This window comes from Pseudomonas sp. PS02288, from assembly GCF_029959715.1.
Taxonomy (GTDB): Bacteria; Pseudomonadota; Gammaproteobacteria; order Pseudomonadales; family Pseudomonadaceae; genus Pseudomonas_O; species Pseudomonas_O kuykendallii.
The window spans coordinates 17144-37702 of sequence record NZ_JASCPA010000005.1; the positions used below are offsets into that span (position 1 = coordinate 17144).

Genomic DNA, 20559 nt, shown 5'->3' on the forward strand with positions numbered 1-20559 from the left:
AATCAGGTCTGTGGAACGTCAGTCGGCCTGGCGCGGATCGCGGCCCAGCGGGTGCGGCTGGTTGCGCGCCTTGGCCAGTTCGATCTGTTTCTGCCGTTCGCGGGCGCCGGCGCGAGTCTTCTCGCTCAGGGTGTCCCAGCAATGCGGGCAACTGATGCCGGGCGCGTAGTGCTCGGATTCGCGGTCCGCGACCGAGATCGGCGTGCGGCACGCGTGGCACTGGTCGTAGTCGCCCTCGGAGAGATCGTGGCGCACCGTGACCCGGTTGTCGAAGACGAAACAGTCGCCGCGCCAGCGGGTTTCGCTCTCCGGCACTTCCTCGAGGTATTTGAGAATGCCGCCCTTGAGGTGATAGACCGCCTCGAAACCCTCGCCGAGCATGTAGCTGGAGGCCTTCTCGCAGCGGATGCCGCCGGTGCAGAACATCGCCACCTTCTTGTGCTGTGCCGGGTCGAAGTGCGCCTTGACGTACTCGGGGAAATCGCGGAACGACTTGGTCTGCGGATCGACCGCGCCCTCGAAGCTGCCAATCGCCACTTCGTAGTCGTTGCGGGTATCGATCACCAGCACCTCGGGGTCGTCGATCAGCGCGTTCCAGTCCTTCGCCTCGACGTAGGTGCCGACGCGGGCGTTGGGGTCCACACCCGGCACGCCGAGGGTGACGATCTCCTTCTTCAGCTTGACCTTGGTGCGGTAGAACGGCTGCTCCTCGCAGAAAGACTCCTTGTGGTCCACGTCGGCCAGGCGCGGGTCGCGGGCGAACCAGGCGAACAGCGCGTCGATGGCGGCGCGCGAGCCGGAGACGGTGCCGTTGATGCCCTCCTCGGCGAGCAGCAGGGTGCCCTTGATGCCGTTTTCGAGCAGGGTCTGCAGCAGCGGTTCACGCAGCGCGACGTAGTCCGGCAGGGAGACGAACTTGTACAGCGCCGCGACGACGATCTTGTCGGTCATGGAATTACCTTTCAGTGGTCACCCTCGCAAAGGGCGGACTGAGCGCACGGACGCAAGGCCCGAAGCGCCTGATGAAAACGCCCGGATCGGCGTGGTCGCGCAGTCTACGTTTCCGCGTCGCGCTCGTGTAGCCGGCCGGCGAAAAAGCCCGACGGTTTTCGACGGTCTGCGCCCGCGTACTCGTCAGGCTTGCTCGACCGCAGCGCCGTTGCGCTGGCGGATGAATTCGATGAGATCGGCCATCGGCATCGGCTTGCCGAACACGTAGCCCTGGGCGAACTGCACGCCGGCATCGCGCAGGATGTCGCGCTGGCGCTCGGTCTCCACGCCCTCGGCGATCATCTGCAGGTTCAGGCTGCGGGCGATCTGGATGATGTGAAAGGCCATCTGCGTGCTTGAGGCGTCGTTGCCCAGGTCATCCACGAAGCTCTTGTCGATCTTGAGGAAGTCCAGGTCGTAGGTGGCGAGGTAGGACAGGCTGGAATTGCCGGTGCCGAAGTCGTCGATGGCCACCCTGAATCCCTGCTGGCGAATCCTCGCCAGGATTCCGCGGGCCTTTTCCGGGGACATCAGGCCGCTCTCGGTGGCTTCGATGATGATGTTGTGCGAGGTCGCGCCGCATTCGCGGACCAATGCCTGCAGACGCGACTCGGTCTGCGGCGAATGCAGGTCCTCGGCTGAGAAATTGATCGCGATGTGGGTTTGCGGGTTGTCGCGCAGCAGCTGCGCGGCATCCCGCGCGACCATCTGCAGGACGCTGGCGGTGATCTTCTGGATCATCCCGCTCTTTTCCGCGGCGGGAATGAACACCATAGGCGGGACCACCACGCCGTCGCTGCGATGCCAGCGGATAAGCGCTTCGGCGCCCGTGCAGCGGCCTAGGCGCAGGTCGATCACCGGCTGGTAGAGCAGGAAGAATTCGTGGCGCTTGAGCGCCGCCTGCAACTCCGTCTTGAACGACAGCCGATTGCGCGCGATGAGGAACACCAGCGCCGCCAGCAGCACGCCGACCAGCAGCCCGATGGGCATCCTGCGCCAGGCGGCGCTCCTGATCAGGCCCTCGACCTGATCGCGCGTCATGGCGGCGAAAACCTCGTTTTGCCCGTTATGCGACGGACGCACCACGACGAAGTGCTCGGCGTCGGTGAACTCGTCGGGCTTGCCATCGTAGTGCGCCAGCCACTCGCGCTTGAACACGCCCCGCGTGCGAAGCATCCGCGGCGGGTGACCGCCGACCTGGCTCAGCGAAAGGGTCGAATTCTGGTCGAGGATGTCGATCACCAACTGCGGCGCGATGATCGCTGCGTACTCGTCGTGCGCGTTGATGTTGAAGAGCGCGCCGGGCACGCCGGGCAACGCCACCCCGCCCCACGACCAGATGTGGGGCGGGTTGATCCGGTGAGGCGGGCCCAGCTCCACAGGTGCCTCGAACGTGGCCATGGTGGAACACATCAGGCGGGTGCCGTCCAGGTAGCCGAAGCCGACCAGGTAGCTAAAGCGGGCGACGACCACCCGCATGCGCGCCAGTTGTTCCTCCGAGCAGGGCAGTAGCGGCGGCCCCGAACGAAGCAGGAGCACCGCCATATCGATCTGCGCGCGCGTGGCATCGGAGCGACGCAGGACATCGAGGGCCAGACTTTCAAGGTAGGCGTTCGCCTCGTCGTGGCCGTCCTGCTGCGCCAGCCAGTACGCCACGACGAGAGGCGTGGCGAGAGCGAGAACGCCGACCACCAGCGCAAACGAAAGCAGGGTTTTCTTCCGCATCGGCGCACTCGATTGTTCTCAAGTGACTGGAGTGTAGTCAGCGGAACGACTACCACTGGGGAAGATTGAAGGCCCGGATTCGCTCCGGGCGGGCATCAATGATCGTGCTTGGAACCGCCCAGGCAGGTGGGCGATTCGGGCGCGGTGCCCTGCGCCGCCCATTCCTCCGGGGTGTAGGTGTGCAGCGCGAGCGCGTGGAACTGACCCATCAGTTCGCCGAGTGCCGCGTAGACCTTCTGATGCCGGCGCACCGCGTTCAGCCCGGCGAACTCCGGGCTGACGATGACCGCCTTAAAGTGCGTATCTTCGCCACGGCTGTGCATGTGGCTCTCATTGACCAGTTCGAGGTGATGGGTGGACAGGCCACCCAGTGCCTCGCGGATACGCTCCTGCATCATCATTTCGCGGGGCTCCCCGGTTTCGCCGGGCTGCCGGCGCCGAGTTCGCTGCTCATGTCCTGCAGGAGTTTGTTGACCTCCGGCACCGCGCTTTCCAGCTTGGCCTGGGTCAGTTGCGCGGATTGCGCGGTGAGGGTCGGCATCTTCTCGAGAACCTTCTTGCCCAGCGGCGACTGGTAGAAGTCGATCAGGTCCTTGAGTTCCTTCTCGGTAAAGTTGCTGGTGTACAGCGCAACCATGTCCGGCTTGATCTTGTTCCAGCCCACGGCCTTGTCCAGCGCGGCGTTGGCCTTGGCCTGGTAGCTCTCCAGCGTGGCCTTCTTCGACTCCGGCGCCTTCGCCTCGGCGAAGCGCTGGGCGAACATCTGCTGCACCTGGGAGTAGACCGGCGTGGTCAGTTTGTCGGCATGCGCCAGCTTGAGGAATTTTTCCGCCTGGGCGTTGTGGCTGGCCGTATCGGCCATGGCCGGGGCGCTCACGGCGGCGAAGAGTGCGGCGGCACACAGGGTGCGGAATAACGTCATCGAGTGTTCCTTGCGTAGAGAATTCGGGCTGTTTGACAGCGCGGAACGGCATTCTGCGCCCAAGCCGGTGCCGGCCTCAAGGCGCGCCGCGCCCGGCGAAGCGGCGCGGAACGCCCGCTCGTTCGTGCATCGCCGCGCAGCGATCCTGTAGGCTCGGGCGGAACCCCGCGCCTCGCCGCGCAGACTAAAACTGCCTGAACGTACTGGAAGGACGCCGCCATGAGCCGCACCGAAACCGATAGCCTGGGCGCCATCGAGGTCCCCGAAGACGCCTATTGGGGCGCACAGACCCAACGCTCGCTGATCAACTTCGCGATCGGCGACCAGCGCATGCCCCTGGCCCTGCTGCATGCGCTGGCCCTGGTGAAGAAGGCCTCGGCGCGGGTCAACGACCGCATCGGCGAGCTGCCCTCCAACATCGCCCGGCTGATCGAGCAGGCCGCCGACGAGGTCCTGGCCGGCAAGCACGACGACCAGTTCCCGCTGGTGGTCTGGCAGACCGGCAGCGGCACGCAGAGCAACATGAACGTCAACGAGGTGATCGCCGGCCGCGCCAACGAGATCGCCGGCGGCCAGCGCGGCGGCAAGACACCGGTGCACCCCAACGACCACGTCAACCGCGCGCAAAGCTCCAACGACTGCTTCCCCACCGCCATGCACATCGCCGCCGCGCAGGCGGTGCATGACCAGTTGCTGCCGGCCATCGCCGAACTCGCCGACGGCCTGGCCGAGCAATCGGCGCGGCACATCAAGCTGGTCAAGACCGGCCGCACGCACATGATGGACGCCACGCCGATTACCTTCGGCCAGGAGCTGTCCGGCTTCGTTGCCCAGTTGCACTACGCGGAGAAGGCGATTCGCGCGACCCTGCCGGCAGTCTGCGAGCTGGCCCAGGGCGGCACCGCGGTGGGCACCGGCCTCAACGCGCCGCACGGCTTCGCCGAAGCCGTCGCCGCGGAACTGGCCGCGCTTTCCGGCCTGCCCTTCGTCACCGCGCCGAACAAGTTCGCCGCCCTCGCCGGCCACGAGCCGCTGGTGGCCCTCGGCGGCGCGCTGAAGACCCTCGCCGTGGCGCTGATGAAGATCGCCAACGACCTGCGCCTGCTCGGTTCGGGCCCGCGCGCCGGCCTCGCCGAGGTGAAGCTGCCGGCCAACGAACCGGGCAGCTCGATCATGCCCGGCAAGGTCAACCCGACCCAGTGCGAGGCGCTGTCGATGCTCGCCTGCCAGGTCATGGGCAACGACACCACCATCGCGTTCGCCGCGAGCCAGGGCCATCTGCAGCTGAACGTGTTCAAGCCGGTGATCATCCACAACCTGCTGCAATCGATCCGCCTGCTTGCCGACGGCTGCCGCAACTTCAACGAACACTGCGTCGCCGGCCTGGAACCGGACGCCACGCAGATGGCCGCGCACCTGGAGCGCGGGCTGATGCTGGTGACCGCGCTGAACCCGCACATCGGCTACGACAAGGCCGCCGAGATCGCCAAGAAGGCCTACGCCGAAGGCAGCACCCTGCGCGAAGCGGCCCTGGCGCTGGGGCACCTGACCAGCGAGCAGTTCGACCAGTGGGTACGCCCGCAAGACATGCTGGGAAACACGCCATGAGTGATGCGCGCAGCGGCGCGACACGCCTGGAAGGCGACGGCAAACGCATCCTGATGATCTTCGGCACGCCGAAAGGCGCCAGCTTCTGCCACGCGCTCGGCGAGACCTACGCCAACGCCGCGCGCAGCAAGGGACACGTGGTGCGCGTCCTCGCGCTGGGCGAGCTGCAGTTCGACCCCATCCTGCACGACGGCTACGAGCACAGCCAGACGCTGGAGCCCGACCTGCTCGACGCGCAACGGGAGATCCACTGGGCCGAACACCTGGTGTTCGTCTACCCGGTCTGGTGGGGCGGCGTGCCGGCGCTGCTCAAGGGCTTTCTCGACCGGGTGTTCCTGCCCGGTTTCGCCTTCAAGTTCCGCGGTCGCTCGCAAGCCTGGGACAAGCTGCTCACCGGCCGCAGCGCCGACCTGCTGGTGACGCTGGACACCCCGAGCTGGTACTTCCGCTGGATCTACGGCGCCCCGGCGCATCGGCAGATGGTGCGCACCGTGCTGGGCTTCTGCGGAATCAGGACGCGCCGCCTGAGCGAGTTCTCGCCGATCCGCACCTCCACCGAGGAACAACGCCAGACGTGGCTGCGCAAGGCGGAAAAACTCGGCCTGAGCGTTTAGTCCTCGCGAGGCCCGAGGAGCGATGACGCGGAACCGAACGGCATCCGCCGGGTCCATGATCTGCGCGACATGATGGCACTGCGCCAGAACGGCACACCGTCCGTCTGCCGCGGCCCCGCTGAAAGCCGGACGGTCGGTAGACTCAGCCTCATCGACAGGGAGAACGACAACATGCTCGGACAGCGCAAAGTGGATGCAACCCCCGCCAACCATTTCCGCAGCGAGCGGATCAGCGTGGTCAACGGCCGCTATTTCTTCTCCACCCGCGAAGGCACGCTGGAAGGCCCCTTCTTCAGCAAACAAGACGCCGAACGCGAAGTCACCCGCTACCTCGCCCGCCACGAATGCGCGCGCAATATCTCGGAGTACAAGGTGTTGCGGTGAGGGGTCAGAACCTACTACCGGGACACCTCCGCCTTTCTCCACGCCCTCTGTACGCCTGAAGCGTCGCTGTAACGCCACGACGCTGCGAAACCGAAAAACATTCGCGCGTCGAGCCGCGCTTGGTCCAAAGCGCCGCCGACTTCTGTGACCTGTTTCGGCAAGCGACGCCGGGCTGGCCGGAGGCGGCGCCCGTCACCTCGACGGAACAGCGCTCGCGACGTCGCCTACGTCCGCCGTATCACCGCCCAGAACCTCGAGCAGATACGCCGGCGAGTTGGCCGTCAGCAGGCGCTGCGCACTCGCCGCGGCTACCGCAGCTCGCGCCATCATCGTCTGTTCGTGCGCCCGCACGGCGGCGTGCCAGTCATGGCTGCACAGCGCATCGGCCAGGTCGGCAGCATCGCGCAGGGCTAGGTTGGCGCCCTCGCCCGCTGGCGGCATCAGGTGTGCGGCATCGCCTATCAGGGTGACCGTCGGGCGATGCACCCAGCGATGCTCCGGCGGCAACATGTAGATCGGCCAAGGCCGCACCGCATCCCCGGCCTCGGCGATCAGCCGGCGTAGGTCCGGGTGCCAATCGGCGAAGTGCTGCAACAGGTCGGCACGCGACAGCGACGGCGCCAGTTCGCCCTCGCCCAGCACTTGCGGCAACGAGGCGTACACGCGGACATGGGCATCGGCATTGCGCTGGGCGAACAGGGTGTACTGGCCGCGCTTGGCGATCAGCGTACCGTGCCCGACCAGCGCGGACAGCTGCGGGTGGGCACGGTCGATATCCGCCAGCGAAAGTTCGTACAGGCTGATGCCGGCGTGCAACGGACGAACGTCGGTGAGCAGCGCGCGCAGCCGGGACCATGCACCGTCGGCACCGACCACCAGGTCGAAACGCTGAACGTCGCCATTGCCGAAGCGCAGTTCGACCTCCTCGTCCACGAGTGAAGCCTGCTGCAACGCATGGCCCCAGTGCACGCGGCCTGGTAGTGCCGCCAGCAGCAGGTCACGCAAGTGCCCGCGGTCGATTTCCGGACGGTCGCCGGCCTGGCCGTCATCCTCCAGCAGCAGCCGGCCTTCGGCGTCGAAAAGCCGCGTGCCCTGGTCCTCATAGCGCGCCCAACGCTGGAAATCCTCGAACAGACCGGCGCTGCGCAGCGCGGCCTGGCCGGTCTCCGCATGCAGATCGAGCATGCCGCCCTGGGCGCGCGCATCGGCGGCGGCGTCGGCCTCGAACAACGTGAACGGTCTGCCGGCGCGGTGCAGCCGGCACGCCAGCAACAGGCCGGCCGGACCGGCACCTACGACAGCGATACGGGGAAACACTGACACGGCTAGCCTCCTGGACTTCAACATAGGATCCTATGATCTATATCATAGGAGCCTATGTCAATCAGCCGGAGTGAACGTATGGAACGTCCCGACCCAAGGAACGTCCCGTCTTTTCTGATCAAGCGAGTGGCCCGCGAGCTGAGCCGGATGGCCGAGACCGAGCTGCGCCCACTGGGCCTGGGAATGGCCAGCCTGCCAGTGCTGGAGGCACTGCGCCAGGGCAAGGCCGCGACCCAGGCCGAGCTGGCGCGCCTGCTGCGGGTGGAGCAACCGTCGATGGCGCAGACCCTGGCGCGGCTGGAGCGCGATCAGTTGATCCGGCGCTTTCCCGATCCGCACCACCCGCGTGCGCAGCGCATCGAACTCACCCCGCTGGCGCTGCAACGCTTACCGCAGGCGCGCACGATCCTCAATGATGGCAATGCCCGCATGCTGGCCGGTTTCAGCCCCGATGAGACCCTCCTGCTGACCAGCTTCCTGCAGCGGCTCAGTGCCAACCTCGATCGCGAGTCATGAGTCGGTAGCACCGTAGCAAAGCGCCGAGGTAGCCGGACGCTTCGTGCTCAAGCGAGGCCCTATCGAGCCCCCCTCGCATTCAACGCGTAAATCGTTTCGCAGTTTCACGACAGCCAACCGCGGATTCTCCGCGCGTGTGCGTTCTCCTGTGCCAGGTCAATGGTCGCGTTGACGCAATTGCGTTCACTGGGCGGCCGCGGCGGCGGGCGGCGGAGGCTCTGGAATGGGCTTTCCGGCTGTCCGTGTCGTCGCTCAGACGAGGAGAAACAGGCATGGCTTACGCAACGACCAACCCCTACACCGGCGAAACACTGGCCACCTTTCCCGACGCGACGGATGCCGAAGTCGGCGCCGCGCTGGACGTCGCCCAGGCGACTTTTCTGAACTGGCGCGAGCAGCCCATCGCGGCCCGCCTGGCGGTGCTGCAGAAGGCCGCCGACCTGCTGCGCGCGGATGCCCAGGGCTATGCGCGGTTGCTGACCCTGGAAATGGGCAAGCTGTTCAGCGAGGCACAGGCCGAGGTGGAGCTGTCGGCGGCGATTTTCGAGTACTACGTGGAGAACGCCGAGGCGCTGCTGGCTCCCGAGGCGCTGCCCTCGAAGGACCCGGCGGTGCTCGAGGCGCAGCTCGTGCACGAGCCGCTGGGGATCATCCTGGCCATCGAGCCGTGGAACTTCCCCTACTACCAGATCGCCCGGATCATCGCCCCGCAGCTGGCGGTGGGTAACGTGGTGGTACTCAAGCATGCCTCCAACGTACCGCAATGCGCCGCGCTGTTCGAGTGGCTGATGCGCGAGGCCGGGCTGCCCGAAGGCGGTTTCACCAACCTGTATGCGACTCGTGGGCAGATCGAAGCCATCCTCAACGACCCGCGCGTACACGGCGTGGCGCTGACCGGTTCGGAAGCGGCCGGGGCATTGGTGGCGGCGCAGGCCGGCAAGGCGCTGAAGAAGTCGACCATGGAGCTGGGCGGCGCCGACGCCTTCATCGTGCTCGACGATGCCGACCTCGACAAAGCAGTGAAGTGGGCGGTGTTCGGTCGCCACTGGAACGCCGGCCAGGTGTGCTGCTCTTCCAAGCGCATCATCCTGCTGGAGTCGATCTACGACGCCTTCCTCGACAAGTACCACGCCGGCGTGGCCGCGCTGAAGGCGGGCGATCCGATGGACGCGCAGACCAGTCTCGCGCCGCTGTCCTCCCAGGGCGCCGCGGATGACGTGCGCCGGCAGGTGGAGCGGGCCGTCGCGCATGGCGCCACCGCCAGCGTGATCGGCGCCGAGGTCCCGGCGCAGGGCGCCTTCGTGCGGCCGGTCATGCTCACCGGCCTGACCCCGGAAAACCCGGCCTACTACGAGGAGTTCTTCGGCCCGGTTTCGCTGATCTTCAAGGCCCGCGACGAAGCCGAGGCGATCGCCATCGCCAACGACTCGCCCTTCGGCCTGGGGGGTTCGGTGTTCACCCGCGACATCCAGCGCGGCAAGGCGGTGGCACGGCAGATCTCCACCGGCATGGTCTACATCAACCATCCGACCGCAGTGAAGGCGGACCTGCCGTTCGGCGGCGTGCGCCGTTCCGGCTACGGCCGCGAACTGATCGGCCTGGGCCTCAAGGAGTTCGTCAACCACAAGCTGATCGGGGTGACGAATATCGACGGCGGGTTCTGAGCCTTCGGCGCGGAACGCCACGCATCCGAGCCGGTGGAAAACGCTTCGCGGTTTTCCACCCTACGCTCACGCGGAAACTGAAGTAGCCATCAGATCGATCGATACGCCGTTGCCCCGGCGTATCGATCCCCTCTTCCTTTAGCGCACCGCTTCGAACAGCCCCGTGGCGCCCATTCCGCCGCCTACGCACATGGTGACGATGCCGTAGCGCAGCGAGCGGCGTTGCAGTTCGCGGATCAGGTGGCCGACCTGGCGCGAGCCGGTCATGCCGAAGGGGTGGCCGATGGAGATCGAGCCGCCGTTGACGTTGTACTTCTCGTTGTCGATGCCCAGCCGGTCGCGGGCGTATAGGCATTGCGAGGCGAAGGCTTCGTTGAGTTCCCAGAGGTCGATGTCGTCGATCGACAGGCCGCGCGCTTTGAGCAGCTTGGGCACCGAGAACACCGGGCCGATACCCATTTCGTCCGGCTCGCAGCCGGCGACGGTGAAGCCGCGGAAGAACGCCTTCGGCTTGAGGCCCAGCTCCAGCGCCTTGTCCAGGCTCATCACCAGGGTCATGGAGGCGCCGTCGGAAAGCTGCGAGGCGTTACCGGCGGTGACCGAGCCGTCCTCGGCGAACACCGGCTTGAGCGCGGCGAGGCTTTCGTAGGTGGTATCCGGGCGGTTGCAGTCGTCGCGATCGACCACGCCGTCGACGATCTTCTTCTCGCCGCTGGCCTTGTCCTCGACCTGGTAGCGCACGTTCATCGGCACGATCTCGTCGTCGAACAGCCCTTCCGCCTGCGCCCGCGCGGTGCGCTGCTGGCTCTGCAGGGCGTAGCGGTCCTGCGCCTCGCGGCTGACGCCATAGCGGCGCGCGACGATCTCGGCGGTCTGCCCCATCGGGTAGTAGATGCCGGGCAGGTTCTCCTGGATCAGCGGGTTGTACAGGTGATCGGTGTTGACGCTCTTCAGCGTCAGGCTGATCGATTCGACACCACCGGCGACGATGGCGTCGCTGCAGCCGGAGGCGATCTGGTTGGCGGCGATGGCGATAGCCTGCAGGCCCGAGGAGCAGTAGCGGTTGAGGGTCATGCCGGCGACGTCCTTGCCGAGCTTCGACAGCACGGCGACGTTGCGCCCGATGTTGTAGCCCTGCGCGCCTTCGTTGGAGCCGGCGCCGACCACGCAGTCGTCGATCAGCGCCGGGTCGATGCCGGTGCGCGCCAGCAGCGCATTCACGCAATGCGCCGCCATGTCGTCGGGACGGGTCTGGTTGAATTTGCCGCGAAAGGACTTGGCCAGGCCAGTCCGCAGGCTATCGACGATGACTACTTCACGCATGGCACACCTCGGATTCTTGTTCGATGAGGTGGCCGAGAATAGGACCGCCGCCGGGCCGCGGCGACGATCATTCATCCGGCGTATGCGCCGGCATCCCCCGGGTTTCGACGCGTCAATCCTTGTCGAGCACCGCGGCCAGGGCGTCGTTGAGGGTGCGCAGCACCTTGATCCGGGCGAAGCGCTTGTCGTTGGCCTCCACCAGCGTCCAGGGCGCCAGCTGGGTGCTGGTGCGGTCGACCATGTCGCCCACGGCGTCGCTGTACTGCGCCCACTTCTCGCGGTTGCGCCAGTCCTCCGGGCCGATCTTGAAGCGCTTGTGCGGGGTGTTCTCGCGCTCCTCGAAACGCGCCAGCTGGGTGTCCTTGTCGATGGCCAGCCAGAACTTCACCAGCACCACGCCGTTGCGCACCAGGGTTTCCTCGAAATCGTTGATCTCGCCGTAGGCGCGCAGCCAGTCGGCCGGGCTGCACAGGCCCTCGATGCGCTCCACCAGCACGCGGCCGTACCAGGAGCGGTCGAAGATGGTGAACTTGCCGCGCGGCGGGATGTGCCGCCAGAAGCGCCACAGGTAGGGCTGCGCGCGTTCCTCGTCGGTGGGCGCGGCAATCGGCACGATGTGGTACTGGCGCGGGTCCAGCGCGGCGGCGACACGGCGGATCGCACTGCCCTTGCCGGCCGCGTCGTTGCCCTCGAAGGCGGCGATCAGCGCGTGCTTGCGCATCCGTTTGTGGCGCATCAGCCCGGCCAGGCGCGCCTGTTCCAGGGTCAGCTGGCGCTGGTAATGCTCTTTCTCCAGCACCTGGCGCATGTCCAGGCTGGCCAGCAGCTGATGCTCTTCGAGGTTGGCACCGATGGTCGCCGCGTGCGGCTGCACGGGCGTCGCGGCGGGTGTGCGCAGCGCCGCCTGCAAGCCTTCCAGCAGCAGCCGGCCAACGGTCAGCGCGCGGTAGTTCTGGTCGTTGCCCTCGATGATGTACCAGGGCGCGTAGTCGCGACTGGTCTGGCGCAACATGTGCTCGCCGTGGCGGACGAACTTGTCGTAGGTCTTCGACTGCTGCCAGTCCAGCGGGGTGATCCGCCAGCTGCGCAGCGGGTCTTCGGCAAGCACCTTGAGGCGGGTCTTCATCTGCTTCTTGGACAGGTGGAACCAGAACTTGAAGATCAGCGCGCCCTCGTCGCAAAGCATCCGCTCGAAGCGCTGCGCGGAGTCGATGGCGTGCTCCAGGCCGGCGTCCTTGGTCTCGCCGGCGACCCGCGCCTGCAGCATCTGGCTGTACCAGTTGCCGAAGAACACGCCGATCCGTCCCTTCGGCGGCAGCCGCCGCCAGTAGCGCCACTCCGGCGGCCGGGCGAGTTCCTCGTCGGTCTGCACGTCGAAGGTTTCCACCTGGATCAGCCGCGGGTCCATCCATTCGTTGAGCAGCTTGACCGTCTCGCCCTTGCCCGCCCCTTCGATGCCGTTGATCAGCACGATCACCGGGAAACGCGCTTGCTCCTTGAGTGCGTACTGCGCATCCAGCAGCCCTTCGAGCAGCGCAGGCAGCGCCTCCTCGTATTCCTTGCGGCCGATGCTGTGGCCGATTTCCGCCGATTCGAACATCTGTGTCTCCTCTGTCCCGACCCAGCCTAACGGATTTCCCGCTGCGTCGATAAGCCGTCCGCGGCGCGGCGCGACGTAGCGGCTACAATGCGCGCCCCGCTGCCAGGTAAACGCATGAACGACACTTCCCACGCCCAGCTCGACTGGGACGACCAGGGCCAGCCGCTGTCCCGCGAATTCGGCGATGTCTACTTCTCCCGCGCCAGCGGCCTGGAAGAAACCCGCCACGTGTTCCTCGCCCACAACGCGCTGGCCGAACGCTTCGCCGCGCTGCCGGCGGGCGGCCGCCTGTGCATCGGCGAGACCGGCTTCGGCACCGGGCTGAATTTCCTCTGTGCCTGGCAGTTGTTCGATCGATGCGCGAACGCCGAGGCGCGCCTGCATTTCGTCAGCGTCGAGCGCTACCCGCTCGCGCATGAGGACCTCGCCCGCGCGCTGGCCCTGTGGCCGGAGCTGGCGCCCTGGGCCGAGCCGTTGCTGGCGCAGTACGTCGGCATTCATCCGGGCTTCCAACGCCTGAGCTTCGCCGGCGGCCGCGTGGTGCTGACGCTGCTGATCGGTGACGTGCTGGATTGCCTGCCGCAACTGGACGCACGCATCGACGCCTGGTTTCTGGACGGCTTCTCACCGGCGAAGAACCCGCAGATGTGGACCGCCGAACTCTTCGCCCAGCTCGCCCGCCTCTCCGCCGCCGGCGCGACCCTGGCGACCTTCACCTGCGCCGGTTTCGTCCGCCGCGGGTTGAAGGAGGCCGGCTTCGCCATGGCCAAGGTCAAGGGCTTCGGCCACAAGCGCGAAATGCTCGCCGGGCGCTACGACGGCCAGCCGCAGGACAGCGCCAGGCCCTGGTTCGCCCGCCCGCGCTGGCGCCCGCAGACCCGCGAGGCGCTGGTGATCGGCGCCGGCCTCGCCGGTTGTGCCAGCGCCGCCAGCCTCGCCGCGCGCGGCTGGCGGGTGACGCTGATCGAGCGGCATGCCGAGGTCGCCCAGGAAGGGTCGGGCAACCCGCAGGGCGTGCTCTACCTCAAGCTCTCCGCCCACGGCACCGCCCTCTCGCAACTGGTGGTGAGCAGCTTCGGTCACACCCGCCGCCTGCTGGAGCGGGTCGAGCGCGGTCGCTACTGGGAGCCGTGCGGTGTGCTGCAGATCGCCTTCGACGCCGCCGAAGCCACGCGCCAGCAGCGCCTCGCCGAGGCGTTCCCGCACAGCCTGCTGCGCCTGCTGCCGCGCGAGGAAGCCGAAGCGCTGGCCGGCGTCGGCCTGCCCGCCGGCGGGCTGTTCTTTCCCGAGGCCGGCTGGGCGCACCCGCCGGCGCTGTGTCGCGCGCTGATCGATCATCCGAACATCCGTCTGCTCAGCCATAGCGAAGCGCTGCGCCTGGAACGCGAAAGCGGCCGCTGGCAGGTCTTCGCCGAGAACGGCCTGCTGGAGGAAGCGGAGGTGGTCGTGCTGGCCGGCGCCGCGGACATCCAGCGTTTCCCGGTCGCCGCCGAGCTGCCGCTCAAGCGCATCCGCGGTCAGATCAGCCAGATTCCCGCCACCGCGCCGAGCCAGGCGCTGCGCACGGTGCTCTGCGCCGAGGGCTACATCGCCCCGGCGCGCGGAGAGGAACACACGCTGGGCGCGAGCTTCGGCTTCGACGACCCGGACCTGACACCGACCGCGGCCGACCACGCCGGCAATCTGCGCATGCTCGAAGAGATTTCGCCGGACCTGGCCGCGCGCCTGAACGCTTCGGCGCTCGACCCGCACCGGTTGCAGGGCCGCGCCGCGTTCCGCTGCACCAGTCCGGACTACCTGCCGATGGTCGGTCCGCTGGCGGATGCGCCGGCCTTCGCCGAGGCCTACGCGGTGCTCGCCAAGGACGCCCGCCAGGTGCCGGACACGCCCTGCCCCTGGCTCGACGGCCTCTACATCAACGCCGCCCACGGCTCGCGCGGCGTGCTCACCGCGCCGCTCTCCGGCGAACTGCTCGCCGCCTGGCTGGACGACGAACCGCTGCCGCTACCGCGCGCGGTGGCCGAAGCCTGCCATCCGAACCGGTTCATGTTGAGGAAGCGGGTGCGCGGCAAAGGGTGAGCACCCGAGGGCGGCCAGGCGATGGGTATCGCGGGCTCAACCCATACTAAGAAGCTGCGCCGGGGTTCCCTCGCGCCATCGCCGCTTGGCCTACTGAAGAGATGAGCGTGGTGACTGGTGGGTCGATACGGCAAGAGCGAACGGCGATCTTTCAGAGCGCGATGTGCTCAACCCATCCCACGAACCGCCAGCGCCCCGCGCCTATCAACCCACGCCGTTCGCCTGCTCAGGCATTTCGAACAGCTCCGCCGCCCGCAGCAAGCCGGCCAGCAGCGCATGGCGTTCCCATTCGGGGAGGCTGGCGAAGCGTTGCAGGACGTGGTCGGGGAGCAGCGGCGGGGCTTCGCCGAGGGCTTCGCGGCCGGCGTCACCGAGGACCAGCCACTGCTTGCGGCGGTCCTGCTCGTCGCGGCGTCGGGAGAGCATGCCGCGGCCTTCGAGGCGCTCCAGCACGCCGGACAGCGAGGCCGGCGAGAGGCTGACGAAGCGCGCCAGCTGGCTCGCCGTGAGTTCCTTCTCCACAGCCAGCACCTGCAGGATCAACAACTGGAGAGGAGTCAGTCCGCCGTAGCGCGAGAGCCGCTTGGCGTGCACTTCGGCCGACTGCTGCAGCCGCCGCAGGGCCTGAAAAACGGACAGCGCGTAGGTATCGCTGAGGTTCTTATTAGTTTCGGTCATAACTTTCCTGGCCGTCTTCTTCCGAGAACACCTATCGATGAATGCATAGAACTACTTTGACCTGAAATCGGTCACTAGTTCTGATTCGCGATATCACCGCCGCGAAAAAAACACACCCACACCCCAACGGAGAACCGGTAAGGATCATGTGCGGAATAGCAGGAGAGCTGCGCTTCGATAAGCGCCCGAGCGACTTGGCAGCCGTCGAGCGCATCACCCAACACCTCGCCGATCGCGGCCCCGACGCCTGTGGCTTCCACAGCGAAGGCCCGCTGGGCCTCGGCCACCGGCGGCTGAAGATCATGGATCTGGAAGCCGCCTCGGGACAGCCGATGGTCGACCCGTCGCTGGGCCTGTCGATGGTCTTCAACGGCGCCATCTACAACTACCCTGAGCTGCGCGCCGAATTGCAGGCGCTGGGTTACACGTTCTTCTCCGAAGGCGATACCGAGGTGCTGCTCAAGGGTTATCACGCCTGGGGAGAGGCGCTGCTGCCGAAGCTCAACGGCATGTTCGCCTTCGCCATCTGGGAGCGCGACTCCGGCCGGCTGTTCCTCGCCCGCGACCGTCTCGGCGTCAAGCCGCTGTACCTTTCGCGTACCGGCGAACGCCTGCGTTTCGCCTCGACCCTGCCGGCGCTGCTGCAGGGCGGCGACATCGCCAAGCTCATCAACCCCATCGCGCTCAACCACTACATGAGCTTCCACGCCGTGGTGCCGGCGCCGCATACGTTGATCGCCGGTATCGAGAAGCTGCCGCCGGCCACCTGGCTGCGCGTCGAACCCGATGGCCGCAGCGAGCGGAAAACCTGGTGGACGCTGGAGTACGGGCAGACCGCCGAGGAAGCCGCGCTGAGCTTCGACGACTGGCAGACGCGCACGCTGGATACCCTGCGCGAGGCGGTGGCGATTCGTCAGCGCGCCGCGGTGGACGTTGGTGTGCTGCTCTCCGGCGGCGTCGATTCGAGCCTGCTGGTGGGCCTGCTGCGCGAAGCCGGCGCGGCGGACAACCTGCTGACCTTCTCCATCGGCTTCGAGGATGCCGGCGGCGAGCGCGGCGACGAGTTCCACTATTCCGACCTGATTGCCAAGCACTACGGCACACGCCACAACCAGTTGCGCATCGACGAGAAGGAAATCATCGAGCAACTGCCGGCCGCCTTCGCCGCGATGAGCGAGCCGATGGTCAGCCACGACTGCATCGCGTTCTATCTGCTCTCCCGCGAGGTCGCCAAGCACTGCAAGGTGGTGCAGAGCGGCCAGGGTGCGGACGAGCTGTTCGCCGGCTACCACTGGTATCCGCAGGTTGATGGCGCCGCTGACCCGGTGGCCGCGTATCTGCAGGCGTTCCGCGATCGCGACTTCGCCGAGTACGCCGATACCGTGCAGGCCAAATGGGTCGGCGGCGACCATTCCGGCGATTTCGTGCGCCAGCAGTTCGCCCAGCCCGGCGCCAGCGCGGCGGTGGACAAGGCGCTGCGCCTGGACAGCACGGTGATGCTGGTGGACGACCCGGTGAAGCGCGTCGACAACATGACCATGGCCTGGGGCCTCGAGGCGCGCACGCCCTTCCTCGACTACCGGGTGGCGGAGCTGTCGGCGCGCATCCCGGGGAAATTCAAGCTGCCCGACGGCGGCAAGCACGTGCTCAAGGAAGCCGCGCGTCGGGTGATTCCCGCCGAGGTGATCGACCGGCCCAAGGGCTATTTCCCGGTGCCGGGACTCAAGCACCTGCAGGGCGCGACGCTCGGCTGGGTCCGTGACCTGCTGCTCGACCCGAGCCAGGACCGCGGCCTGTTCAACCCCCAGATGATCGACCGCCTGCTCAGCGACCCGCAGGGCCAGCTCACCCCGCTGCGCGGTTCGAAACTTTGGCAACTGGCGGCACTCAACCTTTGGTTGACCCAGCAAGGCCTGTAGCACCGCCGGCATTCGGCCCGCGGCCCGGATGAGCGTGTCCCCGCGAGACCGGCGGCGCGCCATCGCCCGCAAACGATTTCCCCGCGGCGCGCCCGCGCGCCGCGGTTTTCAGGAGGCTTCATGCAAAAGTCACAAGCCTACGGCCAGCGCCTTGTGCGCGGTCAGGCACCGTCCTACGAGCGCCTGCAGGCGCAGCGCGCGGAGGACGGCATCGACGGACCCGGAGGCCCGGTGGCCCTGCAGTGCGGCTGGGGCCGGCTGCTGATCGGCCATACCTATCCCGACCCGGCGCGGCTGGCGCGCGACCTGCTCGCCGAGAAGACCGGCGAGCGCGATATCGCCCTCTACGTCGCCGCCCCGCAACAGGTGCTGGCGCAGGCACCGCAGCAACTGTTCCTCGACCCCTCCGACACGCTGCGCATCTGGTTTTCCGACTACCGTCCGGCACGCCGGCCTTTTCGCGGCTTCCACCTGCGTCGCGCCCAGAGCGCCAGCGACTGGGCCTCGGTCAATCGCCTCTACCAGAGCCGCGGCATGCTCCAGGTCGACCCGCAGAAGATCACCCCGCGCGAGGAAGGCGGCCCGGTGTACTGGCTCGCCGAGGACAGCGATACCGGCACGGCACTGGGCACGGTGATGGGCCTGAACCACCAGGAAGCCTTCGCCGATCCGGAAAACGGCTCCAGCCTGTGGTGCCTGGCGGTCGATCCGCAGTGCAGCCGGCCGGGCGTCGGCGAGGCGCTAGTGCGTCACCTGATCGAGCATTACCTGTCGCGCGGGCTGGCCTACCTCGACCTCTCGGTGCTGCACGACAACCGTCAGGCCAAGGCGCTCTACGCCAAGCTGGGCTTCCGCACGCTGTCGACCTTCGCCGTGAAGTGCCGCAACGGCATCAACCAGACGCTGTTCCTCGGCCCCGGGCCGGACGTGGAATTCAACCCCTACGCGCGGATCATCGTCGACGAAGCGCTGCGCCGCGGCATCGAAGTGCAGGTCGACGATGCGCCCGCCGGGCTCTTCACCCTGGTCCACGGCGGCCGCAGGGTGCGCTGCCGCGAGTCGCTCTCCGACCTCACCAGCGCGGTGAGCATGACGCTTTGCCAGGACAAGCGCCTGACCAATAGCTACCTGCGCCGCGCCGGCCTGTCGCTGCCGACGCAGCAACTCGCCGGCAGCGACGAAGACAACGTCGCCTTCCTCGAAGCCCACGGCAGCGTGGTGGTGAAGCCGGTGGACGGCGAACAGGGCCAGGGCGTCGCAGTCGATCTGCGTACCGTCAAGGAGTTGCAAGCCGCCATCGAGGCCGCGCGCCAGTTCGACAGCCGCGTGCTGCTGGAGAGTTTCCACGAAGGCCATGACCTGCGCATCCTGGTGATCGGTTTCGAGGTGGTCGCCGCCGCCATCCGCCGCCCGGCCACGGTGATCGGCGACGGTCGCAGCAGCATCCGCAAGCTGATCGAGAGCCAGAGCCGCCGGCGCCAGGCCGCCACCCACGGCGAGAGTAAGATTCCGCTGGACGACGAAACCGAGCGCACGCTGCGTGCGGCCGGCCATGACTACGACACGGTGCTGGGCGAAGGCATGCAGCTGGCGGTAAGGCGCACTGCCAACCTGCATACCGGCGGCATCCTCGAGGATGTCACCGCGCAACTGCACCCGACCCTGGTCGACGCCGCCGTGCGCGCGGCCCGTGCGCTGGACATCCCGATGGTGGGTCTCGACCTGATGGTCAAGGCCGCCGACCAGCCGGAGTACGTGTTCATCGAGGCCAACGAACGCGCGGGCCTGGCCAACCATGAGCCGCAGCCCACTGCCGAACGCTTCATCGACCTGCTGTTTCCGTTGAGCAAGATCTAGCGTCCCGTCTGGCGAGGGATTGCCAGGCCAGCCGCGACAGCCACTCACCTCGGATTCGATTCGGCTGAATGATTCCGCACCTTCCGGGTCGGAATAGCTGTAGGCCGCACCCTGCCAAACCGGCCCGTGCGTCCTCGCCGCCCAGCCGTAAGGGAGAACACCATGACCGCAAGACTGCCCGAACCGGACATGCAGTACATGCAGAAGGTCCTGCTGGAAATGCTCGCCATTCCCAGCCCCACCGGGTTCACCGACACCATCGTCCGCTACGTCGCCGAGCGCCTCAACGAGCTCGGCATTCCCTACGAGCTGACCCGCCGTGGCACCATCCGCGCGACGCTCAAGGGGCGCCGCTACAGCCCGGACCGGGCCATCTCCGCGCACCTCGACACCATCGGCGCCAGCGTGCGGGAGATCCACGCCAACGGTCGCCTGGCGCTCGCCGCGGTGGGCTGCTGGTCGAGCCGCTTCGCCGAGGGCAGCCGGGTCAGCGTGTTCACCGACCGCGGCGTGCTGCGCGGCAGCGTGCTGCCGCTGATGGCCTCGGGCCATGCCTTCAACACCGCCGTCGACCAGTTGCCGGTCAGTTGGGAGCACGTCGAGTTGCGCCTCGACGCGCTGACCGACTCCCTGGAGGAAACCCGCGCGCTGGGCGTCTCCATCGGCGATTTCGTCGCCTTCGACCCCTTGCCGGAGTTCACCGAGAGCGGCCATATCAGCGCCCGCCACCTGGACGACAAGGCAGGCGTGGCGGTGCTCCTCGCGTCGCTCAAGGCCATCGTCGACAGCGGCCTGGAGCCGCCGATCGACTGCCATCCTCTGTTCACCATCACCGAGGAAACCGGCTCCGGCGCCGCCGCCGCGCTGAACTTCGACGTCAGCGAATTCGTTGGCATCGACATCGCCCCGGTCGCCCCCGGCCAGCAATCCACCGAGCACTCGGTAACCGTGGCCATGCAGGATTCCGGCGGGCCCTACGACTATCACCTGTCGCGGCACCTGCTGCGGCTGGCCGACCGTCACGAGATTCCGGTGCGGCGCGACCTGTTCCGCTACTACCACAGCGATGCGCAGTCGGCGATCACCGCCGGCCACGACATCCGCACCGCCCTGCTCGCCTTCGGCTGCGACGCCACCCACGGCTACGAGCGCACGCATACCGACAGCCTGCTGGCCCTGGGCCGGCTGATCTGCGCCTACCTGCTCAGCCCGCCGGTGTTCGCCAGCGACGCGCACCCGGAAAAGGCCTCGCTGGAGCGCTTCAGCCATCAGATCGGCGAAGATGTGCAGCTGCAACCGGAAACCCGCGTGCCGGCAGTGGAGGATGTGGTCGGCGACAAGCCGTAGCCTCCCAGGC

The 20559-nt window shown here is 67.4% G+C and carries 17 protein-coding genes; 9 read left to right on the forward strand and 8 right to left on the reverse strand.

Annotated elements, in window-relative coordinates:
• Positions 1-18: 18 nt before the first annotated feature.
• The 4 genes from QMX85_RS03840 to QMX85_RS03855 form a co-directional block, all read right to left on the reverse strand.
• Entirely contained in the window at positions 19-951 is a 933-nt protein-coding gene (locus tag QMX85_RS03840; RefSeq protein ID WP_282338894.1) for a rhodanese-related sulfurtransferase, read from the reverse strand.
• Positions 952-1134: 183 nt separating this feature from the next.
• Positions 1135-2715, reverse strand: a complete 1581-nt coding sequence (locus QMX85_RS03845) for an EAL domain-containing protein (RefSeq protein ID WP_282338895.1) — start codon at positions 2713-2715, stop codon at positions 1135-1137.
• A gap of 95 nt (positions 2716-2810) precedes the next feature.
• Complete coding sequence (locus QMX85_RS03850) at positions 2811-3116, reverse strand: BolA/IbaG family iron-sulfur metabolism protein (RefSeq protein ID WP_090230231.1); 306 nt, start codon at positions 3114-3116, stop codon at positions 2811-2813.
• Positions 3113-3577 carry a DUF2059 domain-containing protein gene (locus QMX85_RS03855; protein ID WP_282338960.1) on the reverse strand — a complete coding sequence of 155 codons (465 nt, stop codon included), beginning with the start codon at positions 3575-3577 and terminating at the stop codon, positions 3113-3115. Before QMX85_RS03855 ends, QMX85_RS03850 begins: the two co-directional genes overlap by 4 nt.
• A gap of 279 nt (positions 3578-3856) precedes the next feature.
• Between QMX85_RS03855 and QMX85_RS03860 the strand changes: the two genes are divergently transcribed.
• The 3 genes from QMX85_RS03860 (at position 3857) to QMX85_RS03870 (ending at position 6243) form a co-directional block, all read left to right on the forward strand.
• Positions 3857-5245: a class II fumarate hydratase gene (locus QMX85_RS03860; RefSeq protein WP_282338896.1), complete on the forward strand. Its 1389-nt coding sequence runs from the start codon at positions 3857-3859 to the stop codon at positions 5243-5245.
• Positions 5242-5859, forward strand: a complete 618-nt coding sequence (locus QMX85_RS03865; protein WP_282338897.1) for an NAD(P)H-dependent oxidoreductase — start codon at positions 5242-5244, stop codon at positions 5857-5859. The genes QMX85_RS03860 and QMX85_RS03865 overlap by 4 nt, the downstream gene beginning before the upstream one ends.
• A gap of 171 nt (positions 5860-6030) precedes the next feature.
• Positions 6031-6243, forward strand: coding sequence for a DUF6316 family protein (locus QMX85_RS03870; RefSeq protein WP_090230239.1), 213 nt, complete (start codon positions 6031-6033; stop codon positions 6241-6243).
• Between the two features lie 192 nt (positions 6244-6435).
• On the opposite strand, the gene QMX85_RS03875 is transcribed toward QMX85_RS03870, so the two are convergent.
• Entirely contained in the window at positions 6436-7566 is a 1131-nt protein-coding gene (locus QMX85_RS03875) for an NAD(P)/FAD-dependent oxidoreductase (protein ID WP_282338898.1), read from the reverse strand.
• A 78-nt stretch (positions 7567-7644) separates the two neighbouring features.
• Here QMX85_RS03875 and QMX85_RS03880 point away from each other — a divergent pair, with 78 nt between their 5' ends.
• Positions 7645-8082 (forward strand): MarR family transcriptional regulator, encoded by a 438-nt coding sequence (locus QMX85_RS03880; RefSeq protein WP_282338899.1) that lies wholly within the window; start codon positions 7645-7647, stop codon positions 8080-8082.
• 272 nt (positions 8083-8354) lie between these two features.
• Positions 8355-9746 carry an NAD-dependent succinate-semialdehyde dehydrogenase gene (locus tag QMX85_RS03885; protein WP_282338900.1) on the forward strand — a complete coding sequence of 464 codons (1392 nt, stop codon included), beginning with the start codon at positions 8355-8357 and terminating at the stop codon, positions 9744-9746.
• A 138-nt stretch (positions 9747-9884) separates the two neighbouring features.
• Here QMX85_RS03885 and QMX85_RS03890 read toward each other — a convergent pair whose 3' ends face one another.
• Together QMX85_RS03890 and pap are read right to left on the reverse strand one after the other, a co-directional pair.
• Entirely contained in the window at positions 9885-11069 is a 1185-nt protein-coding gene (locus QMX85_RS03890) for a thiolase family protein (protein WP_273228879.1), read from the reverse strand.
• A 112-nt stretch (positions 11070-11181) separates the two neighbouring features.
• Entirely contained in the window at positions 11182-12669 is a 1488-nt protein-coding gene (gene pap, locus QMX85_RS03895; RefSeq protein ID WP_282338901.1) for a polyphosphate:AMP phosphotransferase, read from the reverse strand.
• Between the two features lie 114 nt (positions 12670-12783).
• Between pap and mnmC the strand changes: the two genes are divergently transcribed.
• Positions 12784-14748: a bifunctional tRNA (5-methylaminomethyl-2-thiouridine)(34)-methyltransferase MnmD/FAD-dependent 5-carboxymethylaminomethyl-2-thiouridine(34) oxidoreductase MnmC gene (gene mnmC, locus QMX85_RS03900; protein ID WP_282338902.1), complete on the forward strand. Its 1965-nt coding sequence runs from the start codon at positions 12784-12786 to the stop codon at positions 14746-14748.
• A 204-nt stretch (positions 14749-14952) separates the two neighbouring features.
• On the opposite strand, the gene QMX85_RS03905 is transcribed toward mnmC, so the two are convergent.
• Positions 14953-15426, reverse strand: coding sequence for a MarR family transcriptional regulator (locus QMX85_RS03905; protein ID WP_282338903.1), 474 nt, complete (start codon positions 15424-15426; stop codon positions 14953-14955).
• A gap of 146 nt (positions 15427-15572) precedes the next feature.
• Here QMX85_RS03905 and QMX85_RS03910 point away from each other — a divergent pair, with 146 nt between their 5' ends.
• The 3 genes from QMX85_RS03910 (at position 15573) to QMX85_RS03920 (ending at position 20549) form a co-directional block, all read left to right on the forward strand.
• A complete protein-coding gene (locus QMX85_RS03910; protein WP_282338904.1) occupies positions 15573-17345 on the forward strand; it encodes an N-acetylglutaminylglutamine amidotransferase in 1773 nt (590 codons plus the stop codon).
• 120 nt (positions 17346-17465) lie between these two features.
• The gene (gene ngg, locus QMX85_RS03915; protein WP_282338905.1) at positions 17466-19202 is read left to right on the forward strand and encodes an N-acetylglutaminylglutamine synthetase; all 1737 of its coding nucleotides are present in this window, start codon (positions 17466-17468) and stop codon (positions 19200-19202) included.
• A gap of 162 nt (positions 19203-19364) precedes the next feature.
• Positions 19365-20549, forward strand: coding sequence for an osmoprotectant NAGGN system M42 family peptidase (locus QMX85_RS03920; RefSeq protein ID WP_282338906.1), 1185 nt, complete (start codon positions 19365-19367; stop codon positions 20547-20549).
• The last annotated feature ends 10 nt before the right edge of the window (positions 20550-20559 follow it).

What these genes read in the sequence shown, in the direction of transcription:
- QMX85_RS03840 (WP_282338894.1), bottom strand. Translation starts at nt 951, where the DNA reads ATGACCGACAAGATCGTCGTCGCGGCGCTGTACAAGTTCGTCTCCCTG.
- QMX85_RS03845 (WP_282338895.1), bottom strand. Translation starts at nt 2,715, where the DNA reads ATGCGGAAGAAAACCCTGCTTTCGTTTGCGCTGGTGGTCGGCGTTCTC.
- QMX85_RS03850 (WP_090230231.1), bottom strand. Translation starts at nt 3,116, where the DNA reads ATGATGATGCAGGAGCGTATCCGCGAGGCACTGGGTGGCCTGTCCACC.
- QMX85_RS03855 (WP_282338960.1), bottom strand. Translation starts at nt 3,577, where the DNA reads ATGGCCGATACGGCCAGCCACAACGCCCAGGCGGAAAAATTCCTCAAG.
- QMX85_RS03860 (WP_282338896.1), top strand. Translation starts at nt 3,857, where the DNA reads ATGAGCCGCACCGAAACCGATAGCCTGGGCGCCATCGAGGTCCCCGAA.
- QMX85_RS03865 (WP_282338897.1), top strand. Translation starts at nt 5,242, where the DNA reads ATGAGTGATGCGCGCAGCGGCGCGACACGCCTGGAAGGCGACGGCAAA.
- QMX85_RS03870 (WP_090230239.1), top strand. Translation starts at nt 6,031, where the DNA reads ATGCTCGGACAGCGCAAAGTGGATGCAACCCCCGCCAACCATTTCCGC.
- QMX85_RS03880 (WP_282338899.1), top strand. Translation starts at nt 7,645, where the DNA reads ATGGAACGTCCCGACCCAAGGAACGTCCCGTCTTTTCTGATCAAGCGA.
- QMX85_RS03885 (WP_282338900.1), top strand. Translation starts at nt 8,355, where the DNA reads ATGGCTTACGCAACGACCAACCCCTACACCGGCGAAACACTGGCCACC.
- QMX85_RS03890 (WP_273228879.1), bottom strand. Translation starts at nt 11,069, where the DNA reads ATGCGTGAAGTAGTCATCGTCGATAGCCTGCGGACTGGCCTGGCCAAG.
- pap (WP_282338901.1), bottom strand. Translation starts at nt 12,669, where the DNA reads ATGTTCGAATCGGCGGAAATCGGCCACAGCATCGGCCGCAAGGAATAC.
- mnmC (WP_282338902.1), top strand. Translation starts at nt 12,784, where the DNA reads ATGAACGACACTTCCCACGCCCAGCTCGACTGGGACGACCAGGGCCAG.
- QMX85_RS03905 (WP_282338903.1), bottom strand. Translation starts at nt 15,426, where the DNA reads ATGACCGAAACTAATAAGAACCTCAGCGATACCTACGCGCTGTCCGTT.
- QMX85_RS03910 (WP_282338904.1), top strand. Translation starts at nt 15,573, where the DNA reads ATGTGCGGAATAGCAGGAGAGCTGCGCTTCGATAAGCGCCCGAGCGAC.
- ngg (WP_282338905.1), top strand. Translation starts at nt 17,466, where the DNA reads ATGCAAAAGTCACAAGCCTACGGCCAGCGCCTTGTGCGCGGTCAGGCA.
- QMX85_RS03920 (WP_282338906.1), top strand. Translation starts at nt 19,365, where the DNA reads ATGACCGCAAGACTGCCCGAACCGGACATGCAGTACATGCAGAAGGTC.